This is a genomic window from Agrobacterium sp. 22-209-1 (assembly GCF_053522485.1).
Genome location: NZ_JBNWCH010000004.1, coordinates 359,048 through 380,911, shown reverse-complemented (window position 1 = coordinate 380,911; position 21,864 = coordinate 359,048). Strand labels below are relative to the sequence as shown.

Genomic DNA, 21,864 nt, shown 5'->3' with positions numbered 1-21,864 from the left:
AGACCATCCGGCGGCTTTTTCGTGCGTGGTGCCAGATTACTGAACCAACGCGGGCTGCTGGCAGCGGACATCGGTCACCCGAACGTCCGCTTCGCCGATCTTGACGCCGAGAACCAGAAGCACATTGTAGAGCAGTTGATCGACCGGCGCTGTGACCGTCGCCAGCGTGTTGGCCAGCGCCGACTGGATGACCGCGAGGCCCCCCAGATCAAGGTTGATGAAAAAAAGCCTGATATCGAGGTTGAGGTTCTTCAACAGCGAACTGACCAGCGTCGTGACGGTGTCTTTGGTCGAGACGCTCTTGATCTTGGCCTGTGTAATATCCGACTGCGTGAAGGTTAGCTTCGTCTTTGTCATATTGGTGGCATTGATGAGGGCGCTGCCGTTAATGGCAAGCAGTGCCGAATCCACGATGGCTGCCTTGGTCACGCGCGGATCCCTGCCGAAATTGGCAAAGGCCGAGGTATCGACATTGCCGAGTGCGATTTCCGCAACGCCGGGAACGACTTCCACGTCCACCGTGCCCTGTCCGCCGCCGGTGCATCTGATATCGGCGAGCCGGGCTTCGGCATGGGCGACTTCCACATAAAGCGGGAGATTGACCTTGAGACCGGCAATGGCCTGCAGGCCATCGACCACGACATTGACCGCAAGCCGGGTCTGCGCGGTGCGCACGATGGTGCCCTGACCACCGACGGCGAGCGATGGCGTTTCGACGGGCGGTTCACCGATGGCAAGCGTTGCCTTGACCGAGGCGAGGCCGAGAAGATTGGCGTTGAGATTAAGGCCCAGCTGGTTGCCGCCATTGCCCGCTACGGCGGCGGCGTTGATGAGATCGAAGACGCCGGCGGTGACCTTGAGGTTTTCACCCGTGCCGATCAGCTTGTCGGAGAAGGGGCCGAGATTGAGGATTTCTTCGAGCTTGATCTTGACGTTGCTCTTGTTGACCGCTTTTTGCAGCGTATTCAAAATGTTGACGACCGCCGGCTGCAGGCCGGAGGTTTTCGTCAGCACGTCGAGGAATTTGCCGTAGCTGATTTCCGTCTGCAACACATCCTTATAGGTGCCGGCGGTGAGGTTGAGATCGATGGCCAGCGCCTCAACGATCTTCAGCGCATTGACATCGGCGGCGAGAAGCGCCTGGTAATCCATGACCTTCAACGACACCGTGGTGCCGAGAAGGCCGCCGAGCAGGCTGTTGAGAATTCCCTCATCAAGGCTCGCCAGCCGCGATCCCACTGAAAATGCCGCGATCTTCTGCGCTGAGGCCGTTCCAACCGCCGAAACCTTCGGGGGCGTGGTGAAGGCGGAAGCGAAGAATATCTGCCCCTGTTCGACGATGTTCACCTTGATCGCATTGGTGGGCAGGGCGTTATCGACGAAACGCTGGCCGACCGGGACTGTCGCATCCGGCTCGTAGTGCCCCTTGATGACTTCGGCATAACCCTTGCTGCTGGCGAATTCATTCTGGGGATCGAAGGGTTGCAGGCCCTTTTCGGTCAAAAGACCCTTGTCGGTCTTGACGCCGAGATCCATGCCGTTGAGGGCGAAATATTGCTGGACCGCCTTTTCGGCGTCCGTGGCGTTGGCTGCCGCCGAGATGGCGGCGAGATCGGCGGTTTGCTGCAATTGCCGTTTCTGCAATGTCAGATAACCGTAATCGACACCGAGCGCCAATATGCCAATGAAAAGCGGTGCGGTGAGCCCCGCCGAAATGGCGATATTGCCCGTTCTATCTTTCAGGAAGCGCGGAAGCAGTGAATGAATATCTCGCATGTCATACTCCTCCGATCCGGATGGTGGAAAAACGCCGGATGACCGGTTCGGGCAGGGTGTAGCTGTAGAGGCTCCAGATCGGCAGATCGCGGGCGTCATATTCAACCTTCACCGTAAACTGGTTGGCATTGGCGGGATCGGTGGCGACATCGACGGTGAAGCGGCTCTTGTCCATGAAGGCGTAACTGAGGTCGCTTTTTGTGACGAAATCCCGGGCAAGCTGCTGGCGCTCGGTCGTATTGAGGCCGGCAACCGCCGTCCGCGCCGCGTCGGCGGCGATCTGCTGCACCGAATAGGCCGCCATAAGATAAATGCCATAGGCGATCATGGTGAGCAGGACGAGAAAGAATATCGGTGCGACGATGGCGAACTCGACAGCAGACGAGCCAGATCTATCGCGAAAGAAACGCACTCCATTAAACATAAAGCACCCCCGTTCCTTTTGGCATCAAGGTTCGATGCCTTGATTTATTATTTTCGGAAATGCTAATTTATAGGTGTTAATTTTGTGTTGATGTCGCCTCTATGGGTTGCAGCTCGCGTTAAACTTTCGCGTTTTCTTCAGATCAACCGAAGGCCTTTGAAGCTGGCGTGACCGTCCTTGCCGATGATGATGTGGTCGTGGACGGTGATGCCGAGCGGCTTTGCCGTATCGACGATGGTCTTGGTCATCTCGATATCCGCGCGCGAAGGGGTCGGGTCTCCGCTTGGGTGATTATGTATTAAAATCAAAGCAGTAGATGAAAGCTCAAGGGCGCGGCGCACCACTTCGCGCGGGTAGACTGGTGTATGATCCACGGTTCCTTGACCCTGCACCTCATCGGCGATCAGGACGTTGCGCTTGTCGAGGAACAGGACGCGGAACTGTTCGCGCGTTTCATGGGCCATGGCGGCGTGGCAATAATCGATGACCGAGGACCAGGAGCTAAGCACCTGCTTGTTGCGGATCTCGCTTTTCAGCATACGCTGGGAAACGGAGGCGATGAGCTTCAGATCGAGCGCCACGGTTTCGCCCACGCCCTTCACCTCCTGCAACAACGGCAAGGGCGCGCCGAGCACGCCGCCAAGCGTTCCGAAACGGGCGATCAGGGCCTTGGCAATGGGTTTGGTATCGCGCCTCGGGATCAGCCGGAAGAGAAGAAGCTCCAGCAATTCGTAATCGGCAAGGGCTGTGTCACCGCCATCGCGATAACGCGCGCGCAGCCGCTCGCGATGTCCGTGATAGTGGGCGGCATCGGTTTCTTGTTCGACGATGGCTGCCGGCCTTTTCGCGCCGCTTCGCGGTTCGGCAAAAAAGCCGCGCTCATCCGCTCCGTCGAACAGATCGCCTTCGCCCGCCTGAAAGCCGGGAGTTTTGGAGAGATCGGCGGAAGGCGGGGCGGGGCGTTTTGCCATGGGCGGGTCTGGCCTTATGCGGGGGGAAGCGGCGGCAAGCCCGGACGATCAAAACCACCCGGTGACAGCGTGAAGATTTCGCAGCCGGTGGCCGTGACGCCGACGGCATGTTCATATTGCGCGGAGAGGGAGCGGTCACGCGTCACCGCGGTCCAGCCGTCCGAAAGCACCTTCACATGCGGTTTGCCGAGATTGATCATCGGCTCGATGGTGAAGATCATGCCTTCGCGGATTTCCGGCCCTTCTTCCGGCTGGCCGTAATGCAGGATGTTGGGCGTATCGTGGAACAGGCGTCCGACGCCATGGCCGCAGAAATCACGCACGACAGAGCAGCGCTCCGCTTCCGCATAGGCCTGGATGGCCGCGCCGATGGCGCCGGTGCGCGCACCGGGCTTTACAGCTGCGATACCGCGCATCAGGCATTCATAGGTCACTTCCATCAGGCGTTCTGCCGCACGCTTGATCTGGCCGACCGGATACATGCGGCTCGAATCGCCATGCCAGCCGTCCAGCACATAGGTCACGTCGATATTGACGATATCGCCCTCACGCAGCGGCTTTTCATCCGGAATACCGTGGCAGACGACGTGGTTGATCGAGGTGCAGACGGACTTCGTATAACCGCGATAATTCAGCGTCGCCGGCAGCGCACCGTGGTCGGCGCCGAATTCGAAGACGAAACGGTCGATGGCGTCGGTCGTCACACCCGGCTTGACGATGGCCGCCAGTTCATCGAGGCAGCGGGCCGTCAACTGGCACGCCTTGCGCATCCCGTCGAAATCCTCAGGCGTATAGAGGCGGATGACGCCGGTATTCTTGAGGGGGGCGGAGGCTGCGTCGATATAGGTGACCATCATAGTGCTTTCTGTGTCTTTACGTTCCTGTTCATAAAACAGCCGGACGCCATTCGTCCATCTTAACCGTTCCGCTGACCGAAATTTGTGAGGGCGAGACCGTGCATTTCACCGCATAGGCCTCCACGCCGCGCACTATTGCCCGCTGAAACGCCAGCGCATAAACGGGATCGAGATCGTCGCAGATGCGCATCCGGTCGCAATCGTCGCGCTGGATAAGATAGAGCATCACCGAACGGTAACCTGCTTCCGCTGCGTCACCCAGCTCGTCCAGGTGCTTGGCACCGCGTTTGGTGGCGGTATCGGGAAATTCGGCGAGGCCTTGCTCGCGCATGAAATGCACGTTCTTGACTTCCACATAGGCATCCGGACGGCCGGGTTCGGATAGGAGAAAATCGATGCGGGAATTGCGGCCGTATTTCTGTTCGCGCCGGATCGTCGAATAGCCGGCAAGTTCGGGGATTCGGCCGTTCAGGATCGCCTCTTCCGTCAGCCGGTTCGGCATGCCGGTATTGATGCCGACCGTAGTGCCATCGGCCTCGACCATTTCCAGCATGTGCCGGTACTTGCGCGTGGGGCTGTCATGTTCGGAAAGCCATATGCGGGAGCCCGGTGTCGTCAGCCCGCGCATCGAGCCGGTATTGGGGCAGGAGCCGGTGATCGCCGTGCCGTCTTCCAGAACGGCATCGAAGAGGAAACGCTTGTAGCGGGAAATCAACGTTGCGGGAATAAGCGGGGGTGTGAAGAACATGATGCCTTGAAGATAAGCGTGTGTGTTTGCGGGGTCTTTTATCCCTCATCCCTGTGCTTTTTACAGGAATGAGGATGAGGTGAACGCCGGGGGAAGACACCTTTCTGTCGTGTGTGGCCATCTTTTTCGCCGTCATCCTACGAAAGGACGTAGGTTCCCGGCGCATCGCCGAGCACGGGCCGCTTGCCGTCCCCCGGTTTTCGCGCCTTCACCCTTTCGGCATTCTGGCTTTCGATCCAGTTCTGCCAGTGGACCCACCAGGAGCCCTTATGGGCGGTGGCGGCGGCCTGCCAGGCGTCGAAGTCACCGGCCGGTGATGGGCCTGTCCAATATTGGTACTTTTCAAGCTGCGGCGGATTGATAACGCCTGCGATATGGCCGGATGCGCCGAGCACGAATTTGACCGGCCCGCCGAACAGCGCGGCCCCCGTGAAAATCGATTTCGCCGGCGCGATATGGTCGTCGCGGGTGGCGAGATCATAGACCGGGATTTTGATATCGCCGAGATTGATCCGCTTGCCGGCGACCCGCATCAGCCCACGGGCGAGATTGTTCTCGAGATAACAATTGCGCAGATAAAACGAGTGGCTGGCGGCGGTCACCCGGGTCGAATCGGAGTTCCAGTAGAGCAGATCGAAGGGCAGGGGCTCGGCGCCGCGCAGGTAGTTATCGACCACATAGGGCCAAATGAGATCGGAGGCGCGCAGCATGTTGAATACGGTCGCCATGATCGAGCCATCGAGATAACCGACCGCCTGCATGTGCTTGTCCAGCGCCGCCAGCTGGCCTTCATCGATGAAGACCTTGAGATCGCCGGCATGGGTGAAATCGGTCTGGGCGGCCAGTAGCGTGGCGCTGCGGATGCGCTCATCGCCTTGCTGCGCATGCAGCGCCAGCGCCGAGGATAACAGCGTGCCGCCGACGCAATAACCGATGGCGTTGATGTCCTTTTCACCGGTCCGCTCCTCGATAGTGTCGAGCGCAAAATCGATGCCTTCGCGGACGTAATCATCCCAACCCTTGTCGGCGAGTCGCGCATCCGGGTTGATCCAGGAGACCATGAACACACTGTGGCCCTGTTCAAGGCACCAGCCGACGAAGGATTTCTGCGGGTTGAGATCGAGAATGTAGAATTTGTTGATCCAGGGCGGGACGATCAGCAGCGGCCGCTTGAAGACCTTTTCCGTTGTCGGGGCATAATGGATGATTTCGCAGAGCGGGCTTTTTGCCACCACCTTGCCTGGTGTGACGGCGATATTCTGGCCGATGACAAATTTGCTGTAGTCGGTCTGGCGCAGTTTCAGGTGACCGTTGCCGGCCGCGACATCCTCGGCCAGTTGCGCCATGCCCTTGACGAGGTTGGCACCGCTGGAGGCGACCGTTTCGCGGAAGACCTGCGGATTGGTGAAGACGAAATTGGCGGGCGAAAGCGCCTCCGTCACCTGCCGCATGTAAAACAGCGCCTTGGTGCGGGTATGCTCATCCAGCCCATCGGCTTCCGTCACCATCCGGTCGGCGAAACCGACCGTGGTCTGGTAGGCTTTCAGCAGGAAATCGAAGAACGGATTCGTCTGCCAGTCGGCATCGGCAAAACGCTTGCTTCTGCGTTGTGCAGGCCCGCTTTCGGCCACATTTTCCGGGGGCGAATGGGCGTTGCCGGAAAATTGCGCCAGCGATTTCGTCCACAGATCGTAGTAGCTGGAAAGCAGGTGGGTCTGCGCCTCCAGTGACCGCTTCGGTTCGGCCATCCAATATTCGGCGACATCGGACAGCGTCTTGACCAGATCGGTCACAGGATCGGCGCTGGTTTGGGGGATGTCACCGCGTTCGCGCGGTGCCAGCCATTCTGAGGCGGCTTTGCCGAGATTTTCGAGCGCACGGGCGATGTTGATCGCGAAGGTTTCCGGGTCGCGGATCAGGTAGGCCTCGGCGGAACTGGCGTCGAAGCCGGGCGTTTTGCCGCCCTTTTTCTCACCGCCGCCGTCAACACCTGCCATGCGCCATCCTCCACCAAATTTGTGTTTGCACATTCTGCATGAAAACGAATACAAGTTCCACCAGCAAGGGGAGGCCGCAAAGGGCCGAACCGCAGTCGAATTCGATATCGGCGATATCCTTACAGGCGGAACATGACGATGGGCAAGCACATGGGGACATGGGGAACATATGCGGAAAATGCGGCAAGAATCGGTGTTCTTTCGCTCTCCGGCGTAATGCTCGCCGCCACGCTTGCCGCCTGCAAGGCTCCGGAGCCGATCGTCGCGCCCGCCCATATGCGCCGCCCGACGGCCGAAATCGTCGGCCCGCGCCCGGTCAGCGACACGGCGGTCAGCCAGAAGCGCAACACCGGCACCTATCCCACTTTCGCCCAACCGCTGACGGCCGCCGGCACCCAGATGGGTGAGGATGAGGCTTCCACCATGGAAGCAAACCTCTCGCGTCTCGGCGCGGCGCGGAAAAACGGGCAGATTTCCGAAGCTGAATATAATCGCCGGGTTGCCGAATTGCGGGCGCTCGCCGAAAACCAGAAGCCGGTTGCGACACCTGCCGCTTCGCAGTGAGATCATGCCGGGCATTTGACGCGGTTCGCTAGACTGCGCTTTAACGTCTTCACATCCCCCCAATGGAACGAACGATTGCCGCTTGTTTCTTCTCCCCGCCGGGGAGAAGGTCGCGGCAGCGGGATGAAGGGGCGAGGGTAGTGATAACCCGCGAGCTTGCCCCCTCATCCGACCCTTCGGGCCACCTTCTCCCCGGCGGGGAGAAGAAACTTGTGGCGATGCCCAGCCTTCCGTAAAGACATTAGACGGCGCGCGCCGTCCGGCAATCCTAACCCCTTCTTTACCCTGCCTTTGAACTATCCGCTTACCCAAGATCTTAAGCGGATGGATGCGGTTTGCCGCTATGATGCAGCCATAACAAACAGGCCGCTTAAAAAAGCGGGGCACGGGGTGAAATATCATGAAATGCATCGCCGCTTTGCTGGTTCTTGCCGGTTTTGCGCTTGCACCCGCTCAGGCGCGGGCACCGGACATCAACTTCGGAACACCTGTGCTTCAGGGCCGGTGAGAGGACGAATTCCGTCAGTCGTTGCCCGCGGCTTCGCTCAGCGCGTTGAGATGAGGCACGGTGATATGCCGATTGTTCTCGATACGGATAATGCCTTCCTTGCGCAGCTTGGTCATTTGGCGGCTAACTGTTTCGATGGTGAGGCCAAGGAAATCGGCGATATCGGCGCGTGAGAGCGGCAGGTCGAAGCAGGATTTGTCGTCGTTTTCCGGGTCGATATGGGTGGCGATCAAATAAAGGAAGCTGGCAACCTTTTCCTGCGCCGATTTGCGCCCGAGCGTCAGCATCCAGTCGCGCGCCTCGTCCAGTTCCTTCAGGGACTGGTTGTGGAGCTTGCGTTCCATATCGGGCACTTCGGAAACCATGCGGTCGACGACGCGGCGCGGGAAGAGACAAATCTCCACATCGGTTGCGGCTTCCGCCGTCATCTTGCTTTCCGCCATGAACGGGCGGCCGAGAAAGTCCGGTGCAAATTGCAGGCCGACGATCTGCTGGCGGCCATCCGACATCATTTTCGACAGCTTCACCACGCCGTTCAAAATATTGCCGTAGGAGGTGACGAGTTCGCCCTGACCGAGAAGCTCATTGCCCGCTTCCAGTTTCTTGCGGCTGGAATGGCGGTTCAGCTCGCAAAGCTGTTGCGGCGTCAGGCTGCTGCAAAGCCCGCCATGGCGCGCCTCGCAGGAGCGACAAACGACAGGTTCTTCCGAATTGTGGATGGTCTTCTGCAGCGTGTCCATAAGCCTTTTCCAATGCTGGCTTTTTCAGGACGATTGCGACCGTAGGTGTCAAATCCGGTCTCATGCAAGGCTTTCGCCACGTAGCCGTCGCCCCCGCGTCTACTTTAGCAAGAACTTACGGCGCAATTTGATTGAAGTCAAAGTTGCAAACTGTCGCAGCCGCTACTGAGAGAGAGGAAATCGACATTTTCTTGATAAAAGGCAAATCGGGCGATGAATACCGAACTTCTTCACAAATATTCGGGTGCAGTGCCGCGTTACACGAGCTATCCGACCGCGCCGCATTTCCACGAGGGAATCGATAATTGCATCTATCGCCGCTGGCTCGGCGCGCTCGGTCACAGGAATCGCCTGTCGCTTTATCTGCACATTCCCTATTGCGACCGGCTGTGCTGGTTCTGCGCCTGCCACACCAAGCACACGCTGAAATACGAGCCGATTGCCGTTTATCTTGAAGCACTTAAACAGGAAATCGAAGCCGTCGGTGCGCTGGTTTCGCCGGATGTGGTGGTAAGTGCCGTGCATTTCGGCGGCGGCTCGCCCACCATGCTGAAGCCGGAGGACATAAAGAGCCTGATGGACTGTCTGCGGCGTCATTTCACTTTCGGGCTCGCACCTGAAATCAGCGTCGAGATGGACCCCAACGATCTGGATGACAGCCGCTACGATGCGCTTGCCGCCATCGGCATGTCGCGGGCGAGCCTCGGGGTTCAGGACTTCGATGACAAAGTGCAAAAAACCATCAACCGCATCCAGTCTTTCGAACAGACGAAATCCGTCGTTGATGCGGTGCGGGCGAGGGGTGTTCACTCCGTCAATTGCGACATTCTTTATGGGTTGCCGTTCCAGACCTGCGAGACGCTGAAGAAGACCGTGGACCAGATCGTCTCGCTCGATCCCGACCGGGTGGCGCTTTTCGGTTATGCCCATGTGCCGTGGATGAAAAAACACCAGTCGCTGATCCCCGAACACGCGCTGCCCGACATTGCCGAGCGTTATCGTCAGATGACGATGGCGGGCGAAATGCTGAGGCAGGCCGGATACGGCGAGATCGGGATCGATCATTTCGCCAAGCCGGCGGACACCTTATGCCAGGCCGCCGAAGCGGGTGCGCTGCGCCGGAATTTCCAGGGCTATACGACCGACACGGCCGATGCGCTGATCGGGCTTGGTGCATCATCAATCGGTCGATTGCCGCAGGGCTATGTGCAGAACATGGTGGCGACGGGCGAATATCAGCGCATGGTGGGCGAGGGCGGCCTTGCCGTCGTGAAGGGTATAGAGTTATCGCGGGATGATCATCTGCGTTCGCATGTCATTGAGCGGCTGATGTGCGATTTTTCTGTCGATCTTTCGGACTTGCAGCACCGCTTCGGGAAGGTGAGCCATTCCGTGAGAGCCCAGGCGCAACAGTTTGCCGCAGGCGACAGGGATGGCGTGGTGCGGCTGGACGCCGATATTTTTGCCGTGACGGAGGCTGGAAAGCCGTTCGTGCGCAACATCGCGGCAATCTTCGACACCTATCTCGGTAACGGACGCGGCCGTCATTCGGTTGCTGTTTAGGCAACAGTTTTGGGGCAAATTTCAAAGTTACGTCACGAAACCATTGGCTTTTTTGTGCGACTTGCCTATGTGGTGCGTCAGAAAGAATAATTCATACGAACGACAATAAGGATTATGGGCGTGACAGCTACATTCGACAAGGTTGCCGACATTATCGCCGAAACCAGCGAAATCGACCGCGAAACCATTACGCCGGAGAGCCACACGATCGACGATCTGGGCATCGACAGCCTCGACTTTCTCGATATCGTTTTTGCCATCGACAAGGAATTCGGCATCAAGATCCCGCTCGAGCAGTGGACGCAGGAAGTCAACGAAGGCAAGGTTTCCACCGAAGAATACTTCGTGCTGAAGAACCTCTGCGCCAAGATCGACGAATTGCGCGCTGCCAAGGGCTGATCTGACAATGCCCGCATCAAGCGGGCATTTCTTTTTAAAGCCCGCCGTCATGGCGGGTTAAACCGACCAGAGACGGGCCGGACGGATGCTGCTTGAATATTTTCAGATGATCGACAGGGTCGAAGCCGTGGACATGGCGACGCGCACATTGAAGGCGCGGTCCGTCGTTCCCGACAAGAGCCCTGTTTTCGAAGGCCACTTTCCCGGCATGCCGCTGGTTCCGGGTGTGCTCTTGATCGAGACGATGGCGCAGGCCTCCGGCATGATGGTTCTGGCATTTTCCGATTTCGCGTCCATGCCGTTCCTGATGTCGGTCGATGGCGCCAAGATGCGCACCTTCGTGGAGCCCGGCGCTGTTCTTGATATCGAAGCGGTGCTGGAGCATGACGGTTCGGGCTTTGCCGTTACCAAGGCGAAGATCACCTCTGCCGGCAAGAAGGTCTGTGATGCGCAGCTGAAACTGCGTACCATGCCGTTCAGCGAAATTCCGCTTGGGCCTGTCGTCAAGAAGCGGGCCGAAGAAGTCGGCCTGATGGCGGCGATTGCCGCGGATGCGCAGAAATAAGCGCTCCCGCCCGTTTCAAAAGGGGAGCGTTTTTCCCGTCGGCCCGGTTTTGACACATGAAAATCGTGGGCTCGCGACGGTGGATCGGGCCTTCACCATTGCCAATCCGCATCGCGCGCTTTATTCCGCAACGCATGAAGTGGTTGTTCGCAACCGCTGTGGATAGCCGTGACCGTTTCGGCGGAGCCGGCTGCAAAGGATGACAGACGATGAAATCTGACAATGATGTGGTGATAACAGGGGTCGGCATCGTGACCTGTCACGGCGTTGGCAGCCAGGCGCATGTGGCGCTTCTTTCTGGAGCCGCCGCGCCGGCGACGATTGTCGAGACCGAAAAATTCAAGCCCTATCCGGTCCATCCCATGCCGGAGATCGACTGGTCGGCGCAGATCGCCAAGCGCGGCGACCAGCGCCAGATGGAAAACTGGCAGCGTCTCGGCGTTTTTGCCGCCGGTCTGGCGCTCGACGATGCCGGTCTGAAGGAAAATGCCGAAGCCTGCGCCACCATGGACATGATCGTTGCCGCCGGTGGCGGCGAGCGCGACATCAATGTCGATACGCTGATCGTCGATGAGGCGCTGAAGCGCAATGACCGAGAAAAGCTGCTGAACGAGAAGCTAACGACGGAACTGCGGCCAACGCTGTTTCTCGCCCAGCTTTCCAACCTGATGGCCGGCAATATCTCCATCGTGCACAAGGTTACCGGGTCTTCCCGCACCTTCATGGGCGAAGAGGCGGCCGGCATTTCCGCCGTCGAAACCGCGTTTCACCGCATCCGCTCCGGCGAATCGAGCCACGCCCTTGTCGGCGGCGCCTTCTCGGCCGAACGTCCCGACATGATCCTGCTGTTCGAAGCCATCGGCGCGCACGCGCAGGGTGGCTGGCAGCCGCTGTGGTCGCGTGGCGACCAGGACGGCGGCGGCATGATTTCCGGTTCGCTCGGCGCCTTCCTCGTGCTGGAATCGCGCAAGCATGCCAGCGAGCGTGGCGCGCGCATCTATGCCCGCATCGACGCCATTGAGGGCGACCGCGGCAGCCGCGATGACGGCAAGATGGAAAAGCGCATGGAGCGGCTGCTTGCTCCCGCCAAGGACAGTGCGGCAACCGTCGTATTTTCCGGCGCGAGCGGTTATGACGGCGTAACGGCCCGCGAGAAGGACATTCTCGACAAGGTGCTGCCAAATTCGGTCATTCGTGGTTTCGGCGGTGTCACCGGTCATGGACTTGAGGCGCAGTTTCCACTCGGGCTCGCTCTGGCGGCGCTGACGCTTGAAAGCGGTGCGAAGGTTCCTACCTTCGATGCGGCTGCGGAAAAGCCAATGGGCGAGGTGGCCACCGAGGCCGTTGTCACCACCGTCGGCCATGTGCGCGGCGAAGGTGTCGCCGTTCTGTCCCGCGACGTTTGAGGAGAAAAGACCATGGCTTCCAACTTCAGGGATCATCTCGGTCGTCCCATCGTCGCTGTCACCGGCATGGGCATTATCACCTCGCTCGGGCAGGGGCTTGCCGATAACTGGGCGGCGTTGACATCGGGCAAATCGGGCATTCACAAGATCACCCGTTTCCCGACGGAGGGGCTTTCGACCCGCATCAGCGGCACGGTGGATTTCATCGATATCCCGGTTCCGAATTCCGTCGAGCGTTCTTATGCCTTTGCGCGCGAAACCACCATCGAGGCGCTGGCGCAGGCCGGTATCTCCGGTGATTTCAATGGGCCGCTGTTTCTCGCAGCGCCGCCGATCGAGCCGGAGTGGAGCGCCCGTTTCGAGCTTGCCGACCGGTCTCCGCCGGCCGCCCAGCCGGGTGACGCCTATGAACGGTTCCTGACGGCGTTCCGCCAGCGTCCCGACCCGGCATTCCAGGAAGCTGCCCTGTTCGGCGCGATTTCCGAGCGCCTCTCCGACCGCTTTGGCACGCGCGGCCTGCCGGTCACGCTTTCCACCGCCTGCGCATCCGGCGCGACCGCGATCCAGCTCGGCGTCGAGGCGATCCGTCAGGGTCGCACCGAACGGGCGCTGACGGTTGCGACTGACGGTTCCGTCAGTGCCGAGGCGCTGATCCGCTTCTCGCTGCTGTCTGCGCTTTCGACCCAGAACGAGCCGCCGGAAAAGGCCTCCAAGCCATTCAGCAAGGACCGCGACGGTTTCGTGATTGCCGAAGGTGCGGCAACGCTTGTGCTGGAATCGCTCGAAGCCGCCGTCGCTCGCGGCGCGAAGGTTCTCGGCATCATCAAGGGCGCCGGCGAAAAAGCTGACAGCTTCCACCGCACACGCTCGTCGCCCGACGGCGGTCCGGCGATTGCGACGATCCGTGCGGCACTGGCCGATGCGGGCGTGGCCGAAAGCGACATTGGTTACATCAATGCCCACGGCACCTCGACGCCTGAGAATGACAAGATGGAATACGGTTCGATGCTGGCCGTCTTCGGTGAAGGCCTGAAGAACATTCCGCTGTCCTCCAACAAGTCGATGATCGGCCATACGCTCACCGCCGCAGGTGCTGTTGAAGCCGTGTTCTCACTGCAGACCATGCTGACCGGCACCCTGCCGCCGACGATCAACTACAACAATCCCGATCCAACCATCACGCTCGACGTGGTGCCGAATGTGAAGCGGGATGCTGAGGTGGGTGCGGTTCTGTCCAACTCCTTCGGGTTTGGCGGGCAGAACGCAAGCCTTGTCATGACGCGCGAACCGGCTTAACCGGTTCCGTTACAACAGGGGCGTTTCCGAATGACTTGCGGAAACGCGCCCGTTTCTTTGATTTCGCATTCCAGCCGCAAAACCGTTACAGAGTTTTGCTGGAATGATTTTAGGTAACGCCTTCGGGCGAAGGACTGATATATGCGCGCTCTTCAACTCGTCGACGACCGGAAGCTCGAAAAAGTGGACCTGCCCGAACCGGACGCTCCGGGCCCGGGCGAGGTGACGCTGCGCGTCAAGGCCGTGGCGCTCAATCATATCGACGTGTGGGGCTGGCGCGGCATGGCTTTCGCCAAGCGCAAGATGCCGCTCACCATCGGTGCGGAAGCCTCCGGCGTGGTCGAGGCCATCGGCCCCGGCGTTTCCAACGTGCTGCCGGGCCAGCTGGTCTCGGTCTATGGCGCGCGCACCTGCGGGCTGTGCAAGCCCTGCCGCGAAGGCCGCGACAATCTGTGCGAACATGTCCAGGGCGTTCACGGTTTCCATCTCGATGGTTTCGCGCAGGAAAAGATGAATATTCCAGCCCGCCAGCTCGTGCCGGCACCGCATGGCATTGACGCCGTTGCGGCGGCGCTCGCACCGGTCACTTTCGGCACCGTGGAGCACATGCTGTTCGACAATGCCAAGCTTGAGCCGGGCGAAACCATTCTCATCCATGCCGGCGGTTCCGGCATCGGCACGGCGGCCATTCAGCTTGCCAAGAAGATGGGCTGCACCGTCATCACCACAGTCGGTTCCGACGACAAGATCGAACGGGCGAAGGCGCTCGGGGCCGATCATGTCATCAACTACCGGACCGACCGTTTCGAAGGCGTCGTGCGCAAGCTGACGAAAAAGAAGGGTGTCGATGTTGTCTTCGAACATGTTGGCAAAGACACTTTTGTCGCCTCGATGTTCTCGCTGAAGCGTGGCGGCCGTCTCGTCACCTGCGGCTCTACCTCGGGCGTTTCCACCGAAATCAATCTGATGATGCTGTTCCAGCAGCAGCTGAAGCTGCTCGGCTCCTTCGGCTGCCGCATGGAAAACATGGCCAATGCCATGCAGAAGATGGCACGCGGCATCGTTCATCCCGTCATCGACACGGAAGTCACCTTCGACGATATCGACCGGGCACTGGAGCGCATGGAAACGCGCCAGGTATTCGGCAAGATCGTTCTGCGAATGGACTGAGCATCTTGAAGCTGTTCCTGACACGGATTGTCCTGAAACTGGACCACTTCCGGCAGTGGCTGATTGCGACGCTCGCCTTTGGCCTCCTCAACCTGCTGAAGCTTTTTCCCGCCGATGCCGGCATTCGCGCCGCCGACCGGCTGGCGCGCTGGGTGGGGCCGAAAACCGGGCGCCACAAACTGATGCTTTACAATCTGGCCCGCGCCTTCCCGGAGAAATCCGAGGAGGAGCGGCTTGAGATCGCCATGGATAGCTGGGCCAATATGGGCCGGCTTGCGGCGGAATATGTATTCCTAGACCGGCTGTTCGATTTCGATCCGGAAAAGAACAAGCCGGGCCGCATCGAGGTCGAGGGCATTCCGACCTTCCTCGAGCTGCGCGACAATCCTCGGCCCTTCATCGTCTTTACCGCCCATAGCGGCAATTTCGAGCTCTTGCCGGTTGCCGGCTCGGCTTTCGGTCTCGATGTAACGGTACTGTTCCGGCCGCCGAACAATCCTTTCGTGGCCGACAAGGTGTTCAATTTCCGCAAGGAACGCATGGGCAATCTTGTGCCCTCGCATGCCGGTTCCTCCTTCGCGCTTGCGCGGCAGCTGGAAAAGGGCGGTGGTGTCGGCGTGCTCGTCGACCAGAAATTCGGAAAGGGCCTGACGACGAAGTTCTTCGGCCTTGAAGTTCGCACCAATCCGCTGCTTGCCAAGCTGGTGCGGCAATTCAACTGCGATGTGTATCCGGCCCGTTGCGTGCGTCTTCCCGACAATCGCTACAGGCTGGAAATAGAGCCCAAGGTTGAAATTCCGCGCGATGAGAAGGGCAATGTCGATATTCAGGCGACGGCGCAGCTTCTGAACGACAAGGTGGAAAGCTGGGTGCGCGAATACCCCGGACAATGGCTGTGGTATCACGACCGGTGGGATGTGAAGCACCAGATTTGAGTTCATTGTGGTGCGGCCGGAGTTTGTACGATTTTTACGACATTCGGCCGGAGAATGATGCATTTCGATATTTTTCCATATTAGCGGAACCTCATTTTTCGTTCATGGATTATCGAAATTGAAAAATTAGCGGCTGCTGTGATATTTTGGACAACAATCCCCGCGGCGTTCCCGCGTTTCGTTACGTCATTTTTAAGCGCAAAGACGCTATAATCGAGGGGCAAAGGGTTAATCCGTTCGCATAGGTAGCGGGGGTTATGCCCGTTCAGGGAGAGTTGGGTTGAAAGATTTGATTGAGTTGTTCTGGCTGCGTTATACGGAACTGCAATCTGCCGTTGGTAAAAACGAAGCCGACAAGATTGCCGTGCTGGAGCGTGAACTGGAACAGCTCCTCGAGCGGGTTGTCGGACGCAAGACAGAAAATTCCGAAGATATTCGCGAGCAGTTCCGTTTTGCCATCGATCTCCTCAACCACGAGGCGGAAGACCTTGGCTGCGTGCAGCGCAACTCCGAGCTTCTGCGGACGCTCGTTGATCGTTACGTCGGCATGCCTTCGAAGGCCAAAGTCGTTGGTGACGAGGACGAGGACACGCTGGAGTGGCACCATCGCCACCTGATCCTCGATGAAGACATGCTGAACGATCTGGATGATCCCGTTGTGATCGTTACGCCTGGTTATCGCGTCTCGTTCGCCAATTCTCTCGACGCATTTCAGCGCAATGCGCCGGAAGGTCTTGTGGGGTGCCATATTGCTGAACTGGTTGGCGTTCACCGTTTCCAGAACGACCTCAGAGACAAGCTGGATAATTGTTTCAAGGGCGATACGTCGAAGTATACCTACGCGGAAGACCAGAACGGTCGCACGATCGTGAAATCGTTGGAAATGTCGCCGTGTTACTCATCTGCCTACAAGCTTGTCGGCGCCATGGTCGTCATCCGCGAAATCGAGGACCGCAGACGCCGCGCCACGGCGTGACGTTATACGCCTGTCTCTGACGACAATCCCTTTTATTTCGGGAATATCGTTTCCCATATCGTCGCGATGGACCACGCGGATGAAGCGTCGACAAGAAGCTTCATCGCCATGGCCAGGCAGGAAAGCACCAGCAGCGGGCGGATGATCTTCGCACCGTTTTTCATCGCGAAGCGGGAGCCGATCTGTGCGCCGATGAACTGGCCGACGCCCATGGCGAGACCGAGCTTCCACAAAACCGCACCACCCATTGCAAAGACGAGAAAACCGCCGAAATTCGAACCGAGGTTGAGAAGCTTCGTGTGGGCGGTCGCCTTCAGCATTCCGAAGCCGGCAAGGCTCACAAAGGCCAGCATGTAAAAAGACCCTGCGCCGGGGCCGAAAACACCATCGTAAAAACCGATCAGCGGTGCGACCGCAAGCCCGAACACGAAGGGCGTGATGCGGCGATGGCTGTCGATATCGCTGAGTTGCGGCTTGAAGGCGAAATAAAGCGCGATCGCAATCAACAGGAACGGCATGACGGCGCGCATCAGATCGGCTGGCACGAAGGCGGCTGTCAGCGCACCGAGCATTCCGCCGGCCATGGCCATCAGCGCCATAGGCAGTTGCTCTTTGAGGTTCACGTGGCCTCGTCTCGCATAGGCCAGTGTCGCAGAGGCGGAACCGAACTGGGCCTGCAGCTTGTTGGTGCCGAGCGTATCGAGTGGGGCAATTCCCATGATCATCATTGCCGGAATGACGATGAGACCGCCGCCGCCGGCGATGGAATCGATAAAGCCGGCAAAGATGGCGACGCAGAAAAGGACGAGAAAAACGTTGAGGGCGATGTCTTGCACTGGGGATGTCCGGGCAGGCGGCGGGAGAGGGCTTCTTCTTTCACTGAAAAGACTGCCACGCAATATTTTTCTGCATGACATGCCGCTTGCGGGGGGATTGCGGTGTTGCCGCTTATCGTTATGTTTCCGTGGCGCGTCGCCGGAAGAAGCGGATGGCGCTTGAGACATATGGATGAGGACATTATGCATAAAGTGATATTCGATACGGATCCCGGTGTGGACGACGCCATGGCGCTTCTGTTCCTGCATCGTCACCCCGATATCGATCTGATCGGCGTCACCACGGTTTTCGGCAACGCCCCCATCGATATCACCACCCGCAATGCACTCTTTCTCAAACGGGAATGGCAGATGAATGCACCGGTGGCGAGAGGCGCCGGGGTGACCTTCGATCCTGCCCGCAAGGAAGGCCATTGGCCGACCTTCATCCACGGCGAAAACGGCCTCGGCGATATCGATATCCCTGAAACCATCGATCTGCCGCTCGATCCGCGCCCGGCCCATCGCTTTATCATTGAGACGGTGAAGGCCTATCCCGGTGAGGTGACGCTGATCGCGGTCGGCCGCATGACCAATCTGGCGCTGGCACTGCGTGAGGAACCGGATTTCGCCGCGCTGGTCAAGGACGTCATCGTCATGGGCGGCGCCTTCGACATGAACGGCAATGTCTCGCCGGCGGCCGAGGCGAATATTCATGGCGATCCGGAAGCGGCCGACCTTGTCTTTACCGCGCCCTGGCGCGTCACCGTCGTCGGTCTCGACGTGACGACAAAAACCGTGATGACAAGCGCCTTCATGGCGGAGATGGCGGAGGCTGGCGGCAAGCCCGTGCAGTTGCTTTCCGACCTGTCGCAGTTCTATATCGATTTCTACAAGACCCGGACCGGCGACGGCATGGTGGTGCATGATAGCTGCGCCTGTGTTTATCTCGTTGCACCGGAACTGTTTACCACCCGCAGCGGCCCGGTGCGCGTCGTCTGCGGCGGACTTGCCGACGGCCAGACGATCCAGAAACCGGATGGCCGCGCTTTTCCGCCGGGCGACTGGGACGGGCATCCAAGCCAGCTTATCTGCACGGATATCGAGCCGGAACGCGTACTTTCGGTCATCCGTGCGGCAATTGTGAAGGGTGAGCGCGGCTGAAGGGCCGTTCTTGAGCATGGCTTGCCTTGCATTTTCCAAGAATCTGGCGTTATGCAAGTTCCCTGATCATAGTGCGCGATCTGCCTTGCGGGAAGGGCTGCGAAGGCCGAACCGGAAGGACGGGCGGATCACCGTTATGCAGCGTGGGCCGAGAAAAGCCTTGTAGGTTTTCCCGTTCTTTGCGCTACAATGAATAACGCCTGCCGGGTCGGTTCGTGTCGGCGGCGTTTAAAAACAAAAAACGAACCTTCGTTATGGGCCGGTGGAACCGGTCCATTCCCATGAGGAAAGTGATGGAAGAGTTTCACAAGGTCCGGCGTCTGCCGCAATACGTCTTCGAACAGGTCAACCGTTTGAAAGCGAGCGCGCGAGCGGCCGGGGCCGATATCATCGATCTCGGCATGGGCAATCCCGACCTTCCGACTCCGAAGGCCATTGTCGACAAGCTTTGCGAGGTCGTCCAGGATCCGCGCACCCATCGTTATTCCTCGTCCAAGGGCATTCCCGGCCTTCGCCGCGCGCAGGCCGCCTATTATGCCCGCCGTTTCGGCGTCAAGCTGAACCCCGATACGCAGGTCGTCGCGACCCTCGGCTCCAAGGAAGGCTTCGCCAATATGGCGCAGGCCATTACCGCGCCGGGTGACGTGATCCTGTGTCCGAACCCCACCTATCCGATCCATGCCTTCGGCTTCCTGATGGCGGGCGGCGTTATCCGCTCGATGAATGTCGAGCCTGACGACAGCTTCTTCGGACCGCTGGAGCGCGCCGTGCGCCACTCCATCCCGAAGCCGCTGGCGCTGATCGTCAACTACCCGTCAAACCCGACGGCGCATGTCGCCTCGCTCGATTTCTACAAGGACGTGATCGCTTTTGCGAAGAAGCACGAGATCATCGTGCTGTCCGACCTTGCCTATTCGGAAATCTACTTCGACGACAACAATCCGCCGCCTTCGGTTCTCGAAGTTCCCGGCGCCATCGATGTCGCGGTGGAGTTCACCTCCATGTCGAAGACCTTCTCCATGCCCGGCTGGCGCATGGGCTTTGCCGTCGGCAACGAGCGTCTGATCGCGGCGCTGACGCGGGTGAAGTCCTATCTCGATTACGGCGCCTTCACGCCGATCCAGGTTGCGGCGACGCATGCGCTGAATGGCGACGGCTCCGACATCGCGGAAGTGCGCAGCGTTTATCGCCGCCGCCGCGACGTCATGGTCGACACGTTCGGCAAGGCCGGTTTCGAGGTTCCGCCGCCGGCGGCGACCATGTTCGCCTGGGCGAAAATCCCGGAAAAATTCCGCCATCTCGGCAGCCTGGAATTCTCCAAGCTACTGGTCGAGAAGGCAGATATCGCCGTTGCTCCCGGCATCGGCTTTGGCGAAATGGGCGATGATTACGTCCGTCTCGCGCTCGTGGAAAACGAGCATCGAATTCGTCAGGCAGCGCGCAATCTGAAGCGTTTCCTGTCGAGCGCAGACGAAACGATGCACAATGTCGTTTCGCTGAACGCCCACAGATAAGGGCAACCGAAGGCGGCCGGGCCTCGGCCGCCACCATCACCAGCAATCAGGAACATACCCATGGCAGATTCATTGAGAATCGGCATAGCGGGGCTCGGCACTGTCGGCGCTTCGCTCGTGCGCATCCTCCAGCAGAGAAGCAACGAACTTGCGATTACCTGCGGACGCGCGATTGAGATTATTGCGGTGAGCGCGCGCGATCGTTCGCGCGACCGCGGCATTGATCTCAAGGGTATTACCTGGTTCGACACGCCGGAGCAGATGGCGAGCGAAGCCGATATCGACGTGTTCGTCGAACTGGTCGGCGGCGCTTCCGGCCAGGCGGAAAATGCGGTGCGCGCCGCACTCGCCCGCGGTCTCCATGTGGTGACGGCCAATAAGGCGCTGCTGGCCAAGCACGGCGTCGAACTGGCGACCCTTGCCGAAGACAAGGGCGCGCTGCTAAACTTCGAAGCAGCGGTGGCCGGCGGTATCCCCGTCATCAAGGCGCTGCGTGAGTCTCTCACCGGCAACCATGTGTCGCGCATCTACGGCATCATGAACGGCACCTGCAACTACATCCTGACCAAGATGGAGAAGGAAGGGCTGTCCTTTGAGGCGTGCCTGAAAGAAGCGCAGCGGCTGGGTTATGCCGAAGCCGATCCGGCTTTCGATATCGAGGGTAACGACACAGCCCACAAGCTTGCCATTCTGACAACGCTTGCCTTCGGCAACAAGATTTCGGCCGGCGATATCTATCTGGAAGGCATCACCAATATTTCCAGCGAGGACATTCAGGCGGCCGCCGAACTCGGTTACCGCATCAAGCTTCTCGGCGTGGCGCAGGTGACCGAATCCGGCATCGAACAGCGCGTGCATCCGACCATGGTGCCGCTCGATTCCGTTATCGCCCAGGTGGATGGCGTCACCAATGCGGTGGCGATCGAATCCGACATTCTCGGGGAATTGCTGATGGTTGGCCCGGGTGCGGGCGGCAACGCCACGGCCTCCGCCGTACTGGGCGACATTGCCGATATCGCCAAGAGCCGTCCGGGCGCCCAGCAGGTGCCGGTTCTCGGACGTCCGGCGAAATCGCTGACGGAATATCGTCGCGCCAAGATGAAAAGCCATGAGGGCGGTTATTTCATTCGCCTGACGGTGAAGGATCAGGCTGGCGTCTTCGCCTCCATCGCCACCCGCATGGCGGATAACAACATCTCGCTCGAATCCATCGTGCAGCGCCAGCGCGTGCATGTGGAAGGCGCGCCGCAGACCATCATCCTCGTCACCCATGCGACGATGGAGGATGCGATCCGCAAGGCGGTGAAGGCGATCAAGAACGAGAAATATCTCGTCAGCGAGCCGCAGGTCATCCGCATCGAGCGGACCTGAGCCGTTTCATTATTTTGATGACATCAAAAGCCGCGCTTCCAGATGGAGGCGCGGTTTTTCGTTGTATTGCAGCCGGCATCACGCCGGTCGTCGGGCACCCATAAA

20 protein-coding genes are annotated in these 21,864 nt (G+C 59.3%); 12 read left to right on the top strand and 8 right to left on the bottom strand.

The annotated features are described in order from the left end of the window. Positions 1-36: 36 nt before the first annotated feature. The 6 genes from ACQZ48_RS12960 to ACQZ48_RS12935 all read right to left on the bottom strand — a co-directional run bounded on the left by ACQZ48_RS12960 (position 37) and on the right by ACQZ48_RS12935 (position 6,773). Positions 37-1,776 (bottom strand): TadG family pilus assembly protein, encoded by a 1,740-nt coding sequence (locus ACQZ48_RS12960; RefSeq protein ID WP_448728877.1) that lies wholly within the window; start codon positions 1,774-1,776, stop codon positions 37-39. Between the two features lies 1 nt (position 1,777). Continuing rightward, the gene (locus ACQZ48_RS12955) at positions 1,778-2,200 is read right to left on the bottom strand and encodes a TadE/TadG family type IV pilus assembly protein (RefSeq protein WP_077982221.1); all 423 of its coding nucleotides are present in this window, start codon (positions 2,198-2,200) and stop codon (positions 1,778-1,780) included. 137 nt (positions 2,201-2,337) lie between these two features. Then, positions 2,338-3,171: a RadC family protein gene (gene radC / locus ACQZ48_RS12950; RefSeq protein WP_173989159.1), complete on the bottom strand. Its 834-nt coding sequence runs from the start codon at positions 3,169-3,171 to the stop codon at positions 2,338-2,340. A gap of 14 nt (positions 3,172-3,185) precedes the next feature. Continuing rightward, on the bottom strand, positions 3,186-4,025 hold the full coding sequence (map, locus tag ACQZ48_RS12945) for a type I methionyl aminopeptidase (RefSeq protein ID WP_173989629.1): 840 nt from the start codon (positions 4,023-4,025) through the stop codon (positions 3,186-3,188). 31 nt (positions 4,026-4,056) lie between these two features. Then, on the bottom strand, positions 4,057-4,776 hold the full coding sequence (gene sfsA / locus ACQZ48_RS12940) for a DNA/RNA nuclease SfsA (RefSeq protein ID WP_077982224.1): 720 nt from the start codon (positions 4,774-4,776) through the stop codon (positions 4,057-4,059). Positions 4,777-4,913: 137 nt separating this feature from the next. Beyond that, a complete protein-coding gene (locus tag ACQZ48_RS12935) occupies positions 4,914-6,773 on the bottom strand; it encodes a PHA/PHB synthase family protein (RefSeq protein ID WP_448728876.1) in 1,860 nt (619 codons plus the stop codon). A gap of 138 nt (positions 6,774-6,911) precedes the next feature. On the opposite strand from ACQZ48_RS12935, the gene ACQZ48_RS12930 reads away from it, so the two are divergent. Next, positions 6,912-7,337 (top strand): hypothetical protein, encoded by a 426-nt coding sequence (locus ACQZ48_RS12930; RefSeq protein ID WP_271366239.1) that lies wholly within the window; start codon positions 6,912-6,914, stop codon positions 7,335-7,337. 522 nt (positions 7,338-7,859) lie between these two features. Here ACQZ48_RS12930 and fnrN read toward each other — a convergent pair. Then, complete coding sequence (fnrN, locus tag ACQZ48_RS12925) at positions 7,860-8,585, bottom strand: transcriptional regulator FnrN (RefSeq protein WP_077982228.1); 726 nt, start codon at positions 8,583-8,585, stop codon at positions 7,860-7,862. A 213-nt stretch (positions 8,586-8,798) separates the two neighbouring features. On the opposite strand from fnrN, the gene hemN reads away from it, so the two are divergent. The 8 genes from hemN to ACQZ48_RS12885 all read left to right on the top strand — a co-directional run bounded on the left by hemN (position 8,799) and on the right by ACQZ48_RS12885 (position 16,895). Further along, positions 8,799-10,148, top strand: a complete 1,350-nt coding sequence (hemN, locus tag ACQZ48_RS12920) for an oxygen-independent coproporphyrinogen III oxidase (protein WP_448728875.1) — start codon at positions 8,799-8,801, stop codon at positions 10,146-10,148. 114 nt (positions 10,149-10,262) lie between these two features. Then, positions 10,263-10,547: an acyl carrier protein gene (locus ACQZ48_RS12915; RefSeq protein WP_003495848.1), complete on the top strand. Its 285-nt coding sequence runs from the start codon at positions 10,263-10,265 to the stop codon at positions 10,545-10,547. An 85-nt stretch (positions 10,548-10,632) separates the two neighbouring features. After that, entirely contained in the window at positions 10,633-11,112 is a 480-nt protein-coding gene (locus ACQZ48_RS12910; protein ID WP_137410427.1) for a 3-hydroxyacyl-ACP dehydratase FabZ family protein, read from the top strand. A 209-nt stretch (positions 11,113-11,321) separates the two neighbouring features. Beyond that, the gene (locus ACQZ48_RS12905; protein WP_271366243.1) at positions 11,322-12,518 is read left to right on the top strand and encodes a beta-ketoacyl-ACP synthase; all 1,197 of its coding nucleotides are present in this window, start codon (positions 11,322-11,324) and stop codon (positions 12,516-12,518) included. Between the two features lie 12 nt (positions 12,519-12,530). After that, positions 12,531-13,814 carry a beta-ketoacyl-ACP synthase gene (locus ACQZ48_RS12900; RefSeq protein ID WP_077982232.1) on the top strand — a complete coding sequence of 428 codons (1,284 nt, stop codon included), beginning with the start codon at positions 12,531-12,533 and terminating at the stop codon, positions 13,812-13,814. A 141-nt stretch (positions 13,815-13,955) separates the two neighbouring features. Continuing rightward, on the top strand, positions 13,956-14,984 hold the full coding sequence (locus ACQZ48_RS12895; protein ID WP_077982233.1) for a zinc-binding dehydrogenase: 1,029 nt from the start codon (positions 13,956-13,958) through the stop codon (positions 14,982-14,984). A 5-nt stretch (positions 14,985-14,989) separates the two neighbouring features. Further along, positions 14,990-15,919 (top strand): lipid A biosynthesis lauroyl acyltransferase, encoded by a 930-nt coding sequence (locus ACQZ48_RS12890; protein ID WP_374636842.1) that lies wholly within the window; start codon positions 14,990-14,992, stop codon positions 15,917-15,919. Positions 15,920-16,199: 280 nt separating this feature from the next. Then, positions 16,200-16,895 carry a hypothetical protein gene (locus ACQZ48_RS12885; protein ID WP_035240634.1) on the top strand — a complete coding sequence of 232 codons (696 nt, stop codon included), beginning with the start codon at positions 16,200-16,202 and terminating at the stop codon, positions 16,893-16,895. Between the two features lie 32 nt (positions 16,896-16,927). On the opposite strand, the gene ACQZ48_RS12880 is transcribed toward ACQZ48_RS12885, so the two are convergent. Next, the gene (locus ACQZ48_RS12880; protein ID WP_137410423.1) at positions 16,928-17,731 is read right to left on the bottom strand and encodes a TSUP family transporter; all 804 of its coding nucleotides are present in this window, start codon (positions 17,729-17,731) and stop codon (positions 16,928-16,930) included. Between the two features lie 183 nt (positions 17,732-17,914). Between ACQZ48_RS12880 and ACQZ48_RS12875 the strand changes: the two genes are divergently transcribed. The 3 genes from ACQZ48_RS12875 to ACQZ48_RS12865 all read left to right on the top strand — a co-directional run bounded on the left by ACQZ48_RS12875 (position 17,915) and on the right by ACQZ48_RS12865 (position 21,759). After that, positions 17,915-18,874, top strand: coding sequence for a nucleoside hydrolase (locus tag ACQZ48_RS12875; protein WP_077982911.1), 960 nt, complete (start codon positions 17,915-17,917; stop codon positions 18,872-18,874). A gap of 293 nt (positions 18,875-19,167) precedes the next feature. After that, complete coding sequence (locus ACQZ48_RS12870) at positions 19,168-20,388, top strand: LL-diaminopimelate aminotransferase (protein ID WP_077982236.1); 1,221 nt, start codon at positions 19,168-19,170, stop codon at positions 20,386-20,388. 60 nt (positions 20,389-20,448) lie between these two features. Further along, positions 20,449-21,759, top strand: a complete 1,311-nt coding sequence (locus tag ACQZ48_RS12865) for a homoserine dehydrogenase (RefSeq protein ID WP_191218579.1) — start codon at positions 20,449-20,451, stop codon at positions 21,757-21,759. The last annotated feature ends 105 nt before the right edge of the window (positions 21,760-21,864 follow it).

Coding starts and splice junctions, on each gene's coding strand:
- ACQZ48_RS12960 (WP_448728877.1), bottom strand. CDS start 1,776: ATGCGAGATATTCATTCACTGCTTCCGCGCTTCCTGAAAGATAGAACG.
- ACQZ48_RS12955 (WP_077982221.1), bottom strand. CDS start 2,200: ATGTTTAATGGAGTGCGTTTCTTTCGCGATAGATCTGGCTCGTCTGCT.
- radC (WP_173989159.1), bottom strand. CDS start 3,171: ATGGCAAAACGCCCCGCCCCGCCTTCCGCCGATCTCTCCAAAACTCCC.
- map (WP_173989629.1), bottom strand. CDS start 4,025: ATGGTCACCTATATCGACGCAGCCTCCGCCCCCCTCAAGAATACCGGC.
- sfsA (WP_077982224.1), bottom strand. CDS start 4,776: ATGTTCTTCACACCCCCGCTTATTCCCGCAACGTTGATTTCCCGCTAC.
- ACQZ48_RS12935 (WP_448728876.1), bottom strand. CDS start 6,773: ATGGCAGGTGTTGACGGCGGCGGTGAGAAAAAGGGCGGCAAAACGCCC.
- ACQZ48_RS12930 (WP_271366239.1), top strand. CDS start 6,912: ATGGGCAAGCACATGGGGACATGGGGAACATATGCGGAAAATGCGGCA.
- fnrN (WP_077982228.1), bottom strand. CDS start 8,585: ATGGACACGCTGCAGAAGACCATCCACAATTCGGAAGAACCTGTCGTT.
- hemN (WP_448728875.1), top strand. CDS start 8,799: ATGAATACCGAACTTCTTCACAAATATTCGGGTGCAGTGCCGCGTTAC.
- ACQZ48_RS12915 (WP_003495848.1), top strand. CDS start 10,263: ATGGGCGTGACAGCTACATTCGACAAGGTTGCCGACATTATCGCCGAA.
- ACQZ48_RS12910 (WP_137410427.1), top strand. CDS start 10,633: ATGCTGCTTGAATATTTTCAGATGATCGACAGGGTCGAAGCCGTGGAC.
- ACQZ48_RS12905 (WP_271366243.1), top strand. CDS start 11,322: ATGAAATCTGACAATGATGTGGTGATAACAGGGGTCGGCATCGTGACC.
- ACQZ48_RS12900 (WP_077982232.1), top strand. CDS start 12,531: ATGGCTTCCAACTTCAGGGATCATCTCGGTCGTCCCATCGTCGCTGTC.
- ACQZ48_RS12895 (WP_077982233.1), top strand. CDS start 13,956: ATGCGCGCTCTTCAACTCGTCGACGACCGGAAGCTCGAAAAAGTGGAC.
- ACQZ48_RS12875 (WP_077982911.1), top strand. CDS start 17,915: ATGCATAAAGTGATATTCGATACGGATCCCGGTGTGGACGACGCCATG.
- ACQZ48_RS12870 (WP_077982236.1), top strand. CDS start 19,168: ATGGAAGAGTTTCACAAGGTCCGGCGTCTGCCGCAATACGTCTTCGAA.
- ACQZ48_RS12865 (WP_191218579.1), top strand. CDS start 20,449: ATGGCAGATTCATTGAGAATCGGCATAGCGGGGCTCGGCACTGTCGGC.